12 protein-coding genes are annotated in these 16,712 nt (G+C 35.1%); 3 read left to right on the top strand and 9 right to left on the bottom strand.

The features are described from left to right. Window positions 1-133 precede the first annotated feature (133 nt). Window positions 134-871 (bottom strand): DUF4339 domain-containing protein, encoded by a 738-nt coding sequence (locus GTZ96_RS07190; RefSeq protein WP_161642351.1) that lies wholly within the window; start codon window positions 869-871, stop codon window positions 134-136. A gap of 156 nt (window positions 872-1,027) precedes the next feature. After that, window positions 1,028-1,588 (bottom strand): DUF6642 family protein, encoded by a 561-nt coding sequence (locus GTZ96_RS07185; RefSeq protein WP_161642349.1) that lies wholly within the window; start codon window positions 1,586-1,588, stop codon window positions 1,028-1,030. 279 nt (window positions 1,589-1,867) lie between these two features. On the opposite strand from GTZ96_RS07185, the gene GTZ96_RS07180 reads away from it, so the two are divergent. Continuing rightward, entirely contained in the window at window positions 1,868-4,216 is a 2,349-nt protein-coding gene (locus GTZ96_RS07180) for a beta-galactosidase (protein WP_161642347.1), read from the top strand. A gap of 151 nt (window positions 4,217-4,367) precedes the next feature. Further along, window positions 4,368-7,277 carry an exo-beta-1,4-galactosidase gene (locus GTZ96_RS07175; protein WP_161642345.1) on the top strand — a complete coding sequence of 970 codons (2,910 nt, stop codon included), beginning with the start codon at window positions 4,368-4,370 and terminating at the stop codon, window positions 7,275-7,277. Between the two features lie 211 nt (window positions 7,278-7,488). Here the strand turns inward: GTZ96_RS07175 and GTZ96_RS07170 are convergent, their stop codons facing one another. From GTZ96_RS07170 to GTZ96_RS07145, 6 genes are all read right to left on the bottom strand, one after another. After that, entirely contained in the window at window positions 7,489-8,616 is a 1,128-nt protein-coding gene (locus GTZ96_RS07170; RefSeq protein WP_161642343.1) for a ligand-binding sensor domain-containing protein, read from the bottom strand. Window positions 8,617-8,772: 156 nt separating this feature from the next. Further along, complete coding sequence (locus GTZ96_RS07165; RefSeq protein ID WP_161642341.1) at window positions 8,773-9,387, bottom strand: FISUMP domain-containing protein; 615 nt, start codon at window positions 9,385-9,387, stop codon at window positions 8,773-8,775. 77 nt (window positions 9,388-9,464) lie between these two features. Beyond that, entirely contained in the window at window positions 9,465-10,562 is a 1,098-nt protein-coding gene (locus tag GTZ96_RS07160; RefSeq protein WP_161642339.1) for a ligand-binding sensor domain-containing protein, read from the bottom strand. Window positions 10,563-10,723: 161 nt separating this feature from the next. After that, entirely contained in the window at window positions 10,724-11,380 is a 657-nt protein-coding gene (locus GTZ96_RS07155) for a hypothetical protein (RefSeq protein ID WP_161642337.1), read from the bottom strand. A gap of 107 nt (window positions 11,381-11,487) precedes the next feature. Beyond that, window positions 11,488-12,141 carry a YceI family protein gene (locus tag GTZ96_RS07150; protein WP_161642335.1) on the bottom strand — a complete coding sequence of 218 codons (654 nt, stop codon included), beginning with the start codon at window positions 12,139-12,141 and terminating at the stop codon, window positions 11,488-11,490. A 94-nt stretch (window positions 12,142-12,235) separates the two neighbouring features. After that, window positions 12,236-12,373, bottom strand: a complete 138-nt coding sequence (locus GTZ96_RS07145) for a hypothetical protein (protein ID WP_161642333.1) — start codon at window positions 12,371-12,373, stop codon at window positions 12,236-12,238. Between the two features lie 102 nt (window positions 12,374-12,475). Here GTZ96_RS07145 and GTZ96_RS07140 point away from each other — a divergent pair, with 102 nt between their 5' ends. After that, window positions 12,476-13,390 (top strand): winged helix family transcriptional regulator, encoded by a 915-nt coding sequence (locus GTZ96_RS07140; protein ID WP_161642331.1) that lies wholly within the window; start codon window positions 12,476-12,478, stop codon window positions 13,388-13,390. A 177-nt stretch (window positions 13,391-13,567) separates the two neighbouring features. Here GTZ96_RS07140 and GTZ96_RS07135 read toward each other — a convergent pair whose 3' ends face one another. Continuing rightward, window positions 13,568-16,435 carry a triple tyrosine motif-containing protein gene (locus tag GTZ96_RS07135; protein WP_161642329.1) on the bottom strand — a complete coding sequence of 956 codons (2,868 nt, stop codon included), beginning with the start codon at window positions 16,433-16,435 and terminating at the stop codon, window positions 13,568-13,570. Between the last annotated feature and the right edge of the window lie 277 nt (window positions 16,436-16,712).

Here is a 16,712-nt window from a genome sequence, read left to right as displayed (position 1 = left end):
TTTTAAGCGTGAAATAGTACCATTTAGAATTATAAAACAGTTTTTTGTTTACCTCACCCCAACCCTCTCCAAAGGAGAGGGAGTTGGAAAATTGGATTATTTTATATTTCTAAATGGTATTAGGTGTTTGATTTTATGGAATTTGATGTGCTTTATATTGCATTTTTTCTAATTCTAAAGCCAATTGATTGCGCTCGTTTTCTAGTAATAGGATTTCATTATTATAATAAGCAATATCAGTTTGAATGGCATTTATTTCTCTGGTTCTGTCTTCTGGAGTTCTAAAAAACTGAAATTCAGTTGCCTTAACCAATTTGTTTTTTGCCTCTTCTAAGCGTGTTTGATATTCTATTTGCTTGATTTTATTTTCAGATAGTTTGGTGTTAATTGCTGCTTTTCTTTCTGTGGTAAGTCGTTCTTCCTCCAGTTTTTCTTGTTCGCTTATACGTTGTTTTTGTTCCTGAATTTCTTTTTGTTGCAGCTGAAATTGTCGATTTTCTCTTTCGGTTTTGTTGTTTTTTTGCTCTAATTCTGCTTCTCTGTTTTCTTCTAAAATACTTAAAACAAAACTTCCTATAATTAATAATAGAAGTACAGAAAATAAGTAAAATACGTTTTTCTTCAGTCCCATAATTTTGGGATTTCTTTCTTCTTTTTTTTCTTCCCTTTTTGGAGTTGGCGGAATAGTTTTAAGGGGAGGTGGTATGACTTTTAAAATAGTTTGTAGTTCGTCTATTTCCCCTGCAGTTTTCCAATCGGGCATTCCAGAAAGCCATACAGGTGTTGTTGCCGTAATTTGTTTCATTTGCAATTCGGCTAAATCAAAAGGGCCACTGCTTTCGACACCGTTATGTAAATAATATTTTTTCATTATTGTCAACTTAATATAAAATTTGTAGGTTAAACAGCGTATTCTAAAAAATAGTATACTATCTAATATATTTAACTTTTACGAAGATATTAAAGTTTAATGAGTTCCCGAAATTGATTTTTGTAATAGTTATTTTAGATTGAATAACTACTGTTTTTAATAGTACAATCTAAAATCAAGTAGTTTGCACAGTGCATAATTTTTTTGATGCAATTCTTCCACAATTTCCACAAGATCATCTAGTTCTTCACACAATCCAAAAAAGAATTTATCCAGATGAATGCTGCTTATTTTGTGTTCTTTTATTCCATAACCCGAAATAGCTCGAGCACCAGTTATATCAAGAAAATATTGCGCCTCCTCAGCAGTTAAGTCTAAAATTTTTTTATTGGCAAAGTGTATGATTTTGCCTTTCAATTTTCCTTCAAACAATTCGGCTATTTCTTCTAAACTATAGTAATAATTATGTAGGCAAATGTTGTTTTCCTGACCCGGCATCACCAAATAGATAATTTGGTAGCCTTTAAAATTATGATCATCGTATAGCAAAGCACCTAGGCTTTCTTCCAGTCCTTCAATAGTATCGCAACTCTTATAAATACTGGCAATTTGATTTTCAAACGCTAAATGCTCTAAATTTTTAAGTGCCTCTGTGCTGATGTAGGTTTCTACATCAGGAACACCTTCGAGACAAAAAATAAAGTTTTCATAAACCATGCAAATCTATTTTTAAGTTGCTTTAGGGGGCACAAATATATACTTTATTGGGATGATTTTTGGTTTTAATGTACCAATTAATACGCTTTAATTAACTACTTTTTTTAATCTATTTTTATATTTTAAAAATAAAGTTCTACTGATTTTAAAAACTAATGATTTGACAATGAATTAATATCTAACATGTGAGAGCGAAAAAAACAGAAATAAAACAACGTTTAATTTTTGTTTAATACAGGGTAAATGTATTTTTGAAAAAAAAAAGATTACTATAAACACATGAAAATATCAAAACTAATTCTTGCCATTGTGCTTTTTTTGACCATGGCAACTCACGCTCAAACTTCTGGTAAAGCAGGAACTTTTGAGACTAGTGACAAAACTTTTTTGTTGAATGGAAAACCATTTTTAGTACGTGCTGGTGAAATACATTTCCCTAGAATTCCTCGTGAATATTGGGAACAGCGTATTCAAATGTGTAAAGCCATGGGAATGAATACCATTTGTATTTACCTTTTTTGGAATTTTCACGAACAACAACCTGATCAATTTGATTTTACGGGACAAAAAGACGTAGCTGAATTTGTAAGGTTAGTTCAAAAAAACGGAATGTATTGCATTGTTCGTCCTGGGCCTTATGCTTGTGCTGAGTGGGATATGGGAGGCTTACCTTGGTGGTTGTTGAATAAAAGTGATCTTCAGGTACGCACTTTAAATGATTCGTATTTCATGGAACGTTCTGTTAATTACTTAAAACAGGTAGGTAAACAATTAGCTCCGTACCAAATTCAAAATGGCGGAAACATCATTATGGTTCAGGTCGAAAATGAATATGGCGTTTTTGGGAATGATGCAGTTTATATGGGTAAGGTGCGTGATGCCGTTCGTGCTTCAGGCTTTGATAAAGTTCAATTATTCCGTTGCGATTGGAGTTCGAATTTCTTCAAATATGATGTGGATGGAGTTTATACGGCATTAAATTTTGGAGCAGGTTCGAATATCGATAAGCAGTTTGAAAAGTACAAAGAAATTTATCCAAAAGCTCCGCTGATGTGTAGTGAATATTGGACGGGTTGGTTTGATTACTGGGGGCGTGCACATGAAACCCGTTCGATAAGCAGTTTTATCGGAAGTTTGAAAGACATGTTAGATCGTAATATTTCGTGTAGTCTTTACATGGCGCATGGTGGAACATCGTTTGGACAATGGGGTGGAGCCAATGCACCTCCTTTTGGAGCTATGGTATCTTCATATGATTACAATGCTCCAATTAATGAAGGAGGATTACCTACGGATAAATTTTATGCTGTTCGTGATTTGATGAAAAATTATCTGAATCCTGGCGAAACTATTCCGGAACCACCAGTGAATTATCCTGTAATTTCGATTCCTAAAATTACATTTAATGAGTCGGCATCGCTTTTCGAAAATCTTCCGAAAGCCAACAAATCTGAAGTGATAAAACCTATGGAAGCTTTTAATCAGGGTTGGGGACGAATTTTGTATCGCTCCAAATTACCAGAATGTGTTACTTCATTTGATATAAAAATTACCGAGCTACATGATTGGGCTGCTGTTTTTATCAATGGCAAATTAATTGGCAATTTGGATCGTCGCAAAGATCAGAATACTATCAAAATACCTCCAGTGAAAAAAGGGGATGTTCTGGATATTTTAGTAGATGCTTTGGGTAGAGTGAATTACGGAAAGGCTATTATTGACCGAAAAGGGATAACCGAAAAAGTGGAGATGTTTACATCTACCAATACAAGTATTCTTAAAGACTGGGAAGTTTTTAATTTTCCAGTAGACTATGAATTTCAGAAAAACTTGAAATTTAAAAAAACGAAAGTAAATGGTCCAGCTTGGTATAAAGCCACTTTTGATTTGAAAACTACTGGTGACACCTATATCGATATGAGTACTTGGGGCAAAGGAATGGTTTGGGTAAATGGATACAATCTAGGTCGTTATTGGAAAATTGGACCTCAACAAACGCTGTATATGCCAGGATGTTGGTTGAAAAAAGGAAAAAATGAGATTATTATTCTCGATTTAGAAATACCTAATGACAATCAAATTGCGGGTGTAACCACCCCTATTTTGGATAAAATAGTGGTAGACGAATCACTTTTACACCGTAAAAAAGGAGAAACACTGGATTTATCTGCTGAAACTCCTTCTGATGAGGGATTATTCACTAGCGGTCAAGGTTGGAAAGAAGTAATTCTTAAAAAAGAGTCTGAAGGACGTTACTTTTGTTTTGAGGCGCTAAGTTCTCAAAATCCTAAAGATCAAAGTAGCAGTATTGCTGAATTAGAACTAATTGGTGCTGATGGTTTACCAATTAACCGTTCCAATTGGAAAATTATTTATGCCGATAGCGAAGAGATTTCGGTGGGAAACTATTCGGCTGAAAAAATATTTGACCAACAGGAATCTACTTTTTGGTCAACTGCCTGGACGGTTTCAAAAACGTCTCATCCACATCAGGTGGTAGTAGATTTAGGCAATACAATTAAAATTAAAGGGTTTAAATATTTACCTCGTACTGATAAGAGTACCAATGGGAATGTATTATCTTATCGTTTTTATATTAAACCAAGCGCATTTATAATTAAAAAATAAGGTTCTACAGAATTTGTATGAAATAAAAATATTAAAAACCATTAAGAAAATGAAGAGTTGCAGTGTTCTTAATCTTCTTAAATTTTCTTAATGGTTTTATAAAAGAATGTTCACAAGATTTCCTGTAGAACTAAAAATAAAACATAACACAATGAAAAAATACAGTTATATCTGTCTGTTTTTTGCAATCTCATTTTCTTTAAGTAGTTTCAATGTTAAGCCTAAGGATGAAGTGATTCATTTGGATGTCAATTGGCATTTTAAAATTGACCGAAAAGATGAAGGAATAGCTCAAAAGTGGTATAACAGGAATCTTTCGGATGTTATAAAATTGCCGGGCTCTATGGCAGAGTTTTTAAAAGGAGATGAAATTACGCTGAAAACCAAATGGACAGGATCTATTTATGACAGTTCTTTTTATTTTATTCCAAGATTAGAAAAATACCGTCAACCGGGAAATATCCACATTCCGTTTTGGCTAACTCCAGCCAGGCATTATGTTGGTGCAGCCTGGTATCAAAAAGAAGTTAACATTCCTGCCAATTGGAAAGGCAAGCGAATAGTACTCCATTTAGAAAGAGTACACATAGAAACCAGAGTTTGGATAAACGATAAAGAAGTGGGATTGCAAAACTCGCTGGTAGCTCCGCATGTATATGATTTAACACCTTATCTTACTGCTGGAAAACAGCGTATTTCTATTCGAATTGACAACCAGATTAAAAAAATAAATGTGGGGCCTGATTCTCACAGTGTAACTGATCATACCCAAGGAAACTGGAATGGAATCATTGGAAAAATTGCGTTGGAGGCGGTTTCTCCAGTTTATATAGATGATGTTCAGATTTATCCTGATGTAAAAAACCGTAAAGCCCGTGTGAAAATAACGGTAAATAATAGCACTCCAAATAATTTTAGCGGAAAAATTGTAATTGCTGCTAAAAGCTTTAATTCTAAGGCATCAGATCAAACCCAAGAGGTTTCAACTACGCTGACTGTGTCTAAGTTGGGAGACAAAACAATTGAACTCGAATTGCCTTTTGGTAAAGGAATGCTGACTTGGGACGAATTTGATCCGGCTTTGTATAATCTGGAAGTACAATTGGTTTCCAAAGAAATAAAAGCTTCTAAAAAGCTTCAGTTTGGAATGCGTGAATTCAAAATAGAAGGCAACCGATTTTTGATAAATGGTAATCCAGTTTTCTTGAGAGGTACCGTTCATAATTGCGAATTCCCGTTAACAGGTTATCCGGCAACTAGCATTGAAGCTTGGGAGAAAATTTTACAAAAAATAAAATCCTATGGTATGAATCACGTTCGTTTTCATTCTTGGTGTCCTCCTGAAGCAGCTTTTATCGCAGCGGATAAAATAGGGCTTTATTTACAACCTGAAGGCCCGAGTTGGCCTAACCACGGCCCTAAAATAGGATTGGGTCAGCCAGTGGATCAATTTTTATATGATGAAACCACTAGAATGGCAAAGGAGTATGGTAATTATGCTTCTTTTACGATGTTGTCTGCAGGGAATGAACCGGCAGGAAATCAGGTAAAATACCTCAACGAATTTGTTGATTTCTGGAAAGCAAAGGATAATCGAAGAGTATATACAGGAATGTCAGTAGGAGGAAGCTGGCCTGTAGTTCCAAATGCAGAATACCAATCACGTGGCGGTGTAAGAGGTTTGAAATGGGAAAAAATGCCTGAAACAGAATCTGATTTTAGCTCCGGAATTGAACCTTTTAAAGTTCCTTTTGTAGCACACGAAATTGGTCAATATTGTGTTTTTCCAAATTTTGAAGAAATACAAAAATACAAAGGCGTTTACAGAGCCAAAAACTTTGAAATGTTCCGTCAGGATTTAGCAGATCACAATATGGCTGATCAGTCTAAAGATTTCCTGAATGCTTCCGGTAAATTACAGGTTTTGTGTTATAAAAACGAAATAGAAAAAATGTTGAGAACACCCGGTTATGGTGGTTTTCAAGCTTTAGGCTTACAGGATTTTCCTGGTCAGGGAACGGCTTTAGTAGGAGTGTTGGATGCTTTCTTTCAGGAAAAAGGATATGTAACGGCACAAGAGTACTCTCGATTTTGTAATGCAACGGTTCCGTTGGCTAAGATTCCAAAGTTTGTATATAATAACGGAGAAACTTTCAAGGCTGAAATTGCGCTGTTCCATTCAGGAAAAATGCCATTGAAAAATACAGTAATTAGTTGGACAATTAAAAACGAAAAAGGAAATGTACTTTCTTCGGGAAATTTTGATCCAAAAACATACGAAAACGGAAATGGTATCATCGTTGGAAATCTTAGTTTCGCATTAAATGATGTTAAGGTTGCCTCAAAATTAAATTTGGAAGTAAAAGTCAATGATACTGCTTTTGCCAACGATTGGAATTTTTGGGTATATCCAAATAGAAATCCTGAAATTTCTTCTTCTATTTATTATACAACTGTACTAGACGCAAAGGCAAAAGAAATGCTGAATAACGGAGGAAAGGTATTTTTGAATGCTGCTGGAAAAGTGGTGAAAGGAAAAGAAGTAGAAATGCATTTTCTACCTGTTTTCTGGAATACCTCTTGGTTTAAAATGCGTCCGCCTCATGTAACAGGAATGCTAATTCAGGATAAAAGCCCTGCTTTTGCAAATTTCCCAACCAGTTTTCATAGTGATTTACAATGGTGGGATATTCAAAACCGCGCTCAGGTCATGAATTTGGAAGATTTCCCGGCTGATTTCCGTCCATTAATTCAGCCTATTGATACCTGGTTTATCAATCGCAGACTGGCTTTAGTATTTGAAGCACAAGTAGGAAAAGGAAAAATCATAGTAAGTAGTGCTAATTTAGGACCTGATGTTCAAGATATACCGGCTTCGAGAGAATTGTTTTTCTCGCTGCAAAACTATATGAATTCCGATCAGTTTAATCCAAAAAACGCCTTGAGTTTTGAAGTAATTCAGGATGTATTTGTTAGTCCTTCAAAAGAACAATTTAAAACTTATACTAAAGACAGTCCTGATGAATTGAAACCCAATTCGAATCAGAATAAGGTGAAGTAATTCTAATACAATAAAAGCCCATAAAATTAAATTTATGGGCTTTTTTGTCAGACAATGTTTTTACATCTATAATGTGTTTAACGAGGGACACCGCAACCGAAGAATAAAGGAGCAATAATTAAAAGTAAGTGACTGATAGCTTGTTGTTCATAGTGTAGAAATATATTGATTAATAATAATTGACAAATGATTTTAAAATCAGCAATACATATTATTTCTGACCGGCTGCACTTTTAAAGTATGTAAAGGTCTTTCCCTGCCCGTCCGGCAGGCGGGGATCATAACGATGCACCCCACTCTGAGGTCCTCCAGCTCCAACCCAAATACTTCCATCTTTAGCTTCTAAAATTCCCGACAAAAAAGTGTTTCCGTTTCCTCCTGACACTTTAATTTCCATTACAGTAGGTTTTAAATTGGACAAGGACTGTTGATCATAACGGAAAATGCTATTCCCTGAACTAGTCCAGATGTTTCCTTTTTTATCTTCAATTATAGCATAAGCACTCCTCTCACTAATTTTAGTAAACGTACTGCCATCATAGCGCCAAAGACCATCATCGTTACTGAACAAAATATCACCTTTTTTATCTTCGATTATGCACCTAACGTTCTTAAAAGCTTTGCCGTCTTTATTGGTGAGAGTGGTAAATGTTTTTCCCTGTCCGACCGGCAGGCGTGCGTCATAAATGAGGATATTGCCCCCTGAACCAAACCATAACTTGCCAGTTTTGTCTTCGAGGATAAAACGAATATTGTTACTGGGAAATCCATCTTTTGTGGTAAAAGTTCGAAAAGATTTCCCATCGTAACGGCTTGCTCCGAACCAAATATTACCGGCTCTATCTTCATAAATATGAAGCACCATATTACTGGCAAGCCCATCCTTTGTTGTAAAATGCTGAAAGCCTGCCTGTCCGGCAGACAGGGATTTCCCGCCTGCCCTGAGCGCAGTCGAAGGGTAATAGTAAACACCCGAATCTTTGGTAGCGAACCAAAGATTTCCTTTTCGATCTTCCAACACATCCCAGAAGCTGGAGAAGCGGGGCGAACTTATTTTACTTGTTAGATTGGTAAACGATTTTCCCTGCCCGTCCGGCAGGCGGGCATTGTATCGAAACACGCCTAAGTAAGAAGCAATCAAAATGTCTCCGTTTCTGGCTTTCTTTACATTCCGAACCATACTCATAGGCACCTTGGAGGTGGCCGCCTCTTTAACTTGAGACTCGGAGTATAGTCCTTTACTGATATTATCTTTTGGGAGGTCTGGTTTGTTTTGTCCCCCACAGGAAGTGTGAAAAACAAGCATCAACAACAAAGTATATAAGTGTATGTATTTCATAATTTTTTTTAATTAATAAGAATTTCAAAAACCTAAAAACTCTTGCTAGAATATAATAGCATGATCTGAATTTAGTTAAAGTCTTAAAGATTGAGATGTTTATTTTTTTGCTACAATCTTTAGGATTTGCTGCATTCACTAGATAAATCAAATAAATCAATCCCGAACGCAACGAACAGAGACTTCGTAAGAAACATAGGCATCGAAACGGAAAACTTTTGTTTTAAGTGGTTTAGCATAACTCATGTCCCAGCCCCACGCTTTACCCTCCTTACCCCTGGGTGTGGCCGACCACCAGAAACCCATAACACCCATCACCTCATAAAGATTATTTCTGCGAATACCTGCAGGAAGAGCGTTAAACCCGCTGCTGTTAGTACCGTTGCCGTCTTCCGCCCAGCCACTGATGCTTTTCAGGGCTTCGCCTGCCTTGTCCATTCCACCGAATTTAGTCACCAGCATAGACCATTCGTTATCCGTTGCTAAATGCCAATCTTTGGGGCAGGCTTTTTTCGCTGCTTCCCAGGTGTAAAGCAAGCCAAACTTTTTTCGATTGCTCTCTTTGTCATCATAAGCGTAGCTCCCCTGCACTTTGTAGTTCAGATTTTGGGCCATCCAGGTAACAGTGGTGCCGGTCAAAGCGTTTTTAAAGCTGAATGTTTTATACGTTTGCCCATCGCGTGAGTCGGTAAAGGTGCCGGTGGATTGGGCAATTCCTGCCTGAGTAAAAAACAAGGTAGCAAGTAGAGTAAGGATGTGCTGTTTTATCATATTTGGTTCGGTTTGTATAAATGTTTGCTGTTAAAAATTAATATAGATAGTTCAAGTGTAGCTCAAACCCCCTTTTTTCATTGCCTACTAAAAGGCTTTAAAAAGGAATTATTGACATCTTCATCATCTATTTCTGTATAGCTGGCAAAGGTTTTTCCATCGTAACGAAACAAACTAGTGTTCCTTGTGCCCACCCAAAGATTTCCCGCTCTATCTTCCAAAATTGACCATACATCATTATTGAGTAGTCCGTCTTTTCTTGTAAAACAAGTGAAAGATTTTCCATCGTATCGGCAAAGTCCACCATCACCACCAAACCAAAGGTTTCCCTTTTTGTCTTCTATAATTCGGACAACCATATCACTGGATAAGCCATCTTTTTTTGTAAAACTTGTAAATGATTTGCCATCATAACGGTAGGCTCCACTCCAATTGCTGAACCAAATATTTCCGTTTTTGTCTTGCAAAACGGGCCAAGCCCAATTGTCACCATTTGGTTTAAGATTGGTTATAGATTTACCATCGTAACGAAATACACCCTTATTAACCCGTCCACCAAACCAAATGTTACCTGCTTTATCTTCTAAAATATATTCCACGTTATTGTTACTGCTCAAAAAGCCACCACCCTCATTAACTATAAACGGAGTAAAGGATTTGCCATCGTAAATATAAACACCATCTATTGTGGCGAACCATAGTTTTCCGCTTTTTGCCTGCATCATACTGAATACAATATGCTCGTTGCGAATCTTGTTTGGAGGCATGTTTTTTCGTAAAGAGATTTGAATTTTAGTAAATGTTTTACCATCGTAAAGAACAAGTCCAGCGTCGGTACCTATCCAAATTTTACCATCTTTATCTTCCAACATACAGTAAACATTATTACTGTTAAGTCCATTTTCCGCTGTAAATTGGACAAACGATTTTCCGTCATATTTATAAACGCCATTTCGTATGGTTGCGAACCAAAGGTTACCGGCTTTGTCCTGCAGACCACCTTGAATATTGCCATATTTAGGTGAGCTTTGGGTTGCTATAAGTTTTGGTTGTCCGACAGATATTATTTTTGATACAATTACCTTTTCTTTTGGTAAGTCTGTTTTGACTTGTCCGTTGCAGGAAGTGCAAAAAACAGACATCAAGAACAAAGTATATACGGGTATGTATTTCATAATTTTTTTTAATTAATTAATAAGAATTTCATGTATGAGAAGTAGTGATTTAAAAGCACTTCACTTTCAGTTTGGTACAAAACTTAATTAGAGCAAAGACCTTCGATTTACCACGAACCCCGCTATTTCTTATACACATTGATTGTGCGCTGGCATTATGCTTATTTCTGTAACATCAAATTTTTTAAATTTATTTTGCCACAATGAATTTCATTTTTATTGATGCTATAAAAAACATTTTGGTCTTTAAAGGTAAACCCAGTTCGAATTGGACCAGTCACTCCTTGTTCAGAAAGAGTTACCACATAGAAAGCACTTGATTCTTTCGGACTTATAGTCATTTTCAATGAAGATGGTTTATAAAAAGCATTGTCCAAAAAAGATTTTAAACCTCTCAAACCATAATCAGACAATGGTTCTTTATCAATTGTCATTGTATCGGGAGGAAAAAAGAGTCTAAAATAATGGCCTGGGATAGAAGGCAACTCATATGATTCTACTGGAAAGTCAATCTTCAATTCTAGAGGATTATCTGTTTCATTGATTATTCTAGTCCAAAATACAGCATACACATATCCCTTCCCATCGGGGTATTTGTACTTTAGTCCACCTTTTGGAAAGCTGTTTTGTATTATTAGGCGCTTACCCATAGAATCAGTATACTCATACTTACCTTCATTAGATCCGGGGGAAGTGACTACGTCTTTGGTTTCGGACTGGATATTTTGTTTTGAGAGGGGTGTTTTTTTGTTTTGTCCTTCACAGGAAATGCAAAGAGCAGACATCAACAACAAAGCATATACGTGTGCATATTTCATAATTTCTTTTAATTAAATTACTTAAGAATTTCAAAAATCTAAAAGCTCTGTACCGGAATAGAATAACATGATCTGATTAGGTTAAAGTCTTTTATGGATTCAGCTATTTATTTTTTTGCTACGATCTTAATATGGAATTCAATGGAATCCGAAATAGTTTCATCAGCTAAATTATCATAGAACTTCCCTGAATTATAACGGACATCCCATTTTGTTCGATCAATGATCAGCTTGGCATTCATTTTGACAATTCCGTCCTTAACTTCTATTTTGGCCGGAAAAGTAACAGGGTGTGTGATACCTTTAATCGTTAGGTTCCCTGTAACTTTCTTGTTCTCACCATTTATCGATGCAACCTTGGTAATTGCAATTGTAGAGATGGGAAATTTCTTGACATCAAAAAAATCAGGATCTTTTAAGTGATTAATAAGTCCATTATCTCTCCCATGGTTTTCATCTTCAATTGTATTCATGTCGACTTCAGCTGTACCACCCACAAGTTGGCCGTTTTCAATCATCAATTCTCCTTTTGATATATAGACGTACCCTGTGTGACTGTTTGGGCCAATTAGCATAGAACCTTTCCATGTCACAACACTTTCCTTCGTGTCTATTATAAAATATTTTTCATTCCCAAAATGTAAGGATAAGTAACCTGCAAATGCATTGTTTTTATTTTCCTCTTTTACAGGTCCACGGCAACCGAAGAACAAAGAAGAAATAATTAAAATTAAGTAAGTGATTGATAGCTTGTTGTTCATAGTATAGAAGTTATATTGATTAATAATAATTGACACCCGAGGCTGTAAGCCGAATAGAGCGGAGCTAAATGATTTTTAAAATCAGCAATACACATTATTGTTGACCGGCTGCACTTTTAAAGTCCGTGATGGTCTTTCCCTGCCCGTCCGGCAGGCGGGGATCATATTTAAAAATACCCTCCCATGAAGGCATGATAATCAGGCTGTACAAAACATTTCTTTTATTTTTCATATCTTATCTAATTGATTCAGCGAAATTAATTTGATATTTTTCGGCTTGAGTGATTTGGATTGTAAATAAAAATGTAAACTTTGTAAATAAAAATTTGACATTATGCATTTTAGTCGAAATCTCTTTTCAGGGAAACTCAAATACCTGTTCGGGTTGATAGTATTCTTGTTTATGGCTGTAATCTGCGTGGCTTTGCTTCGCCAGTTCGCTTTCGCTCGGGTCAGTATGGAGGATAGTGACGACTTTGCTATCGCAAGAAGGGAAGTTTTACTCCGCAGGATTGGACATGAACTACTTTTACAGTCGGGTGACAGTACATCAAGGGTACTTCCGGTAAAAAAGATCGCCGAAAATGAGTACCAAATCAGGTTTGAGAATGACCTAACTTTTCAACCGGACTCCCTAATGAATACTACTCAGCGTTTGTTGGCCAAAGATCCCCTCGCCAGTGATTATGTTATTAATGTTCTGAACTGTGGCAACTCCAGTGTAGCTTATGGATACGCTATATCCAAAAATAAGAAAGATGATATTGTAGCCTGTATAGGAAGAAGGCAACCCAGAGCATGTTACATAATCAACATTAAATTCAAACCAACGGGTATAACTACAACAAAGAATGGATATTTGCTAGGCAGCCTGCCATTTTTAGCATTTATTGGTTTTATTTTTTTTAGATCGGTTAAACTGCGAAGAGTCGTGCCTAGCGGTCAAAATATCGGCATGTTAACTTTGGGCTCGGTGTTGTTTGATGCGAAGAAACGGCAACTGACAATAAATGGAAATACCATAGATCTGACCGCAACTGAAACGCGTGTACTGCTCATTTTTGCGTTATCTCCCAATGAGACCATTGAGAGAAGCCGATTGCAAAAAGAGATATGGGAAGATGAAGGTGTTATTGTTGGGCGCAGTCTGGATATGTTCATATCAAAACTTAGAAAAAAACTGGAGATTGACTCGAAGGTTAAAATTGTTAATATTCGCGGCAAAGGATATAAGCTTGACCTTTCTTAGAAAGAGCTCCTCACCCTGACAAGCTAATTTTAGGTTACCATAAAACACCGATCATCCAGGATTATCGGTGTTTTGTTTTTAGGGGTATCTTTAAGTACTCATTAAAAATTCGATGAGTTTTTTTAGTAATCATCTTTGTTATTATGTCTCTGTAAATACCTTATTCAATAGGTTTTACTATATACGCATCAAAAAACCAATTAGGTTTTCCTTTTCGTCAAGACCTAATTTTTTTCGTAGTCGATGGCGAGCCAATTCAGCACTACCATTAGATATACCCATAATTTCGGCAATTTCTTTTGTGGACATATTCATTAAGAGATAAGTGGCCAAGTCTAATTCGCGTGGTGTGATTGTCGGATGTTTTTCTTTTAATCTTTTCAAGAAATCAAAATGGACATTCTTGATGTGTTTTTCTAATCCGTTCCAACTTTTATCTTTGTTAACCTCATTTACAATACGTTTTTTTAATTTAGTGAATTGGGATTTAGTGGTTTCATCAAATGATGTTAAATTAATATCCTTTAATTCATCAATAATTTCATTTAAGATTTTATTTTTTTTAACTATTTGAAGGGTGTTGTTTACTAGTTCTTTGTCTTTTACCAGAATTTTAGTTTTAAGTTTCTCTTTTTTTAATTTTTCAATTTCTTTTTCCAGATTATATTGTTCCTTTTTTATTTTTGATTCTTTTTCGAGATAAAGTCTTCTTTGTTCAATGGTTTCGTAATATTTATTTTTACGAATTTTCATTATTATTCTTCTTCGTATATAATGAATTGCGGCTGCAATAAGCAGTATGTAAACTAGATAGGCTATGAAATGTCTGTACCAGGGAGGGGAAATTGTAAATGAAAAAGAGGTTTCATTTGATTGGATGCCAAAGCTGTTACGAACTTTTAATTTCATGGTGTAATCACCTTCTCTTAAGTTGGTGTATTCTTTCGTCGAGACGTTCGACCAGTTACTCCATCGATCATCAAATCCTTCTAATTTATGTGAGAATTCAATATTGTCAAGATTTTCATAGGTTGGAGAGGAGAAGGTAAATTTTATTCTATTTGATTCATAGGGAATAGTTGAAACTTCAATTTTATTTTGACCATTTCCTGTTATTAAGGTGTCTCCAGGATATGAAAAACTTCTTATAAAGGCATTTGGTTTTGTGACGGTATTGTTTAAAAGTTTGGAATCATAATGAGCCAGTCCGTCTGTTAGTCCTATAAAGATATTTTTAGGATCGATAGTGTTAATTGACATATAGTTGGCTACTAAATTACCGGTTAAGTTCGAAAAGGGTGCTAATTTGTTTTTATAGCTTCCATTTTGTTGTTTCATTAAAACCCCTAAAGATTCATTAAAAGCGTACCAGAGATTACCTGATGAATCTTGTGATAATGAATATATTTTTGGAACATTTTTAAAAAGGCTGCTCATTTTTTTATCCTCAAAAAATACTTCCTGATCCTGGGAGTATTTATAAAAATGATTATTAGTTTGGAAATAAACGGTTTTGTTGATGCATTGGAGGCTTGTTATGCCTTTAACAGAACCCGTTAAATCTTTATATTTTTTTATTGATTTTATTCTTTTAAAATCCTCCGAAAGAACCGCCTTATAAAGATACTCGTCTTTTTTTAGCCATAAATTTGTATTATCAAGTTCGAATGAATTTGCAGATTTATCAAATCCCATTATTTGGTTTTTATATTGCCATCCGCTTGAAGATTTTTCAAAAATGGCAAAACCATGGTAATTGGAACCAATCATATGATTAGGGTGGTTAGGTATTTTTTTAAAACCAAAATATCCATTTTTGTCCAGAATTTTTACTGTTCGACCTCCTTCAATAATTAAAGCGCCGTTGTTGTTTCCGCATATCAATTGGCCGTCTATTACCTGAACATTCCATGCCTGACCCGTACTACCTTCTACAAGAGCAAAACTGTCCTCTTTGAAGTTCTTGTTCCATGGATGGTGAAAAACACCTTGATTGGTAGCTACATAGAGATTTCCTTTGTGTACAACCGAAGCATAAACAGTACCGATGTTATGACTGAAACCAAAATAAGTGAAAGGTGAATTCTCGTTGATATAGGCAATACCGTTATCAAGTCCTAACCAGAGATTGTTTTTGTTATCTATGAATGAAGTAAGGACGGTATTATTTTGCAGTCCTTTTTCACGGTTAATATGTTGTATTATTTTTCCGTTAGTGTCACAGATAATGATTCCATTTAAAACGGAATTGATTACTATGAATTTATCTTTGATGGTTACGCCACCTAATGAGCTGTTATTTTTGATGAAGGCATTGGCTTCTGTGTCCCACGGAATTATTTTTTCATTATCGTATAGAAAAAGTCCTCTGCTTAAAGTCGCTACGACTAGTTTGTTATTGGGTAACGGAAACATACCCCAAACTTCCGTATTATTAATAGCTGTTGATCCTTTTAGTCGATGGAGTTTCCCGTTTTTATACTCTAGGAGACCCTCAGAAATATCTTGTAAATAAAGACGGTTTTTTACTTTGAATGAAAACTGAAATCGATTGGGAGCCTCCAATAATTTTAGTTTGTTGTTTTTGAAGATATACGCTCTTGCAAATGATTGAAAAATTACCTCGTCCTTATATATATGTATCTTCCAAATAAAATCTATTATTTTAGTTTTTTTTTTGTTTACCAATTTTGATAAAGAGAAATAGCGCAGTTTGCCTTTTAAATCAGGTTTGAAGTAACCGAATTCACTATAACCACCTACAAATATTTTTCCTGAATTATCAATTTTTACACTTCGGACTGCATTGGAGTTTGGTAATGTGTGTTTGCGCCAAGTGGATCCGTCAAATTGATACATACCATTATTGTTGGCAAAATATAAATTTCCATTTTTATCTTGGTCGATGTCCCAATTTTGGGTGCCTCCTTTATATTCTGTTCTAATGTAATTCTTAATATTAGGGAGACCAATACTTTTTACCTGACCCCAAAATGGTAAGGTATAAATAAAAAATAGTAGAATATGTTTATTTATGAATTTCATAATTTAAATTATTAATCTTTTACTATATGAATCTATTGATAGAGATTATTTAGAGGTGCTTTTTCTTCAATTTTAATAAAAGTAATAATCCTATATAAGATTTAATACTATTTTATGTTTTTTTATTTTTTGGACTAAACAAGTTGTTGTTGTAAATGTTTAAAAATGAGTATTTTACAAAAATATTGATAAGCTAATGATATGGTTTTTTTTAAGGTTTGATATGGTTTTGTAAGGATGGTTATTTATTGATCAAATAAAAATACGCCTAATATTG

Origin of the sequence: Flavobacterium undicola (assembly GCF_009909155.2) — a bacterium.
In the GTDB taxonomy this organism is placed as follows: Bacteria; Bacteroidota; Bacteroidia; order Flavobacteriales; family Flavobacteriaceae; genus Flavobacterium; species Flavobacterium undicola.
This window is presented reverse-complemented; position numbering and strand designations above follow the sequence as displayed.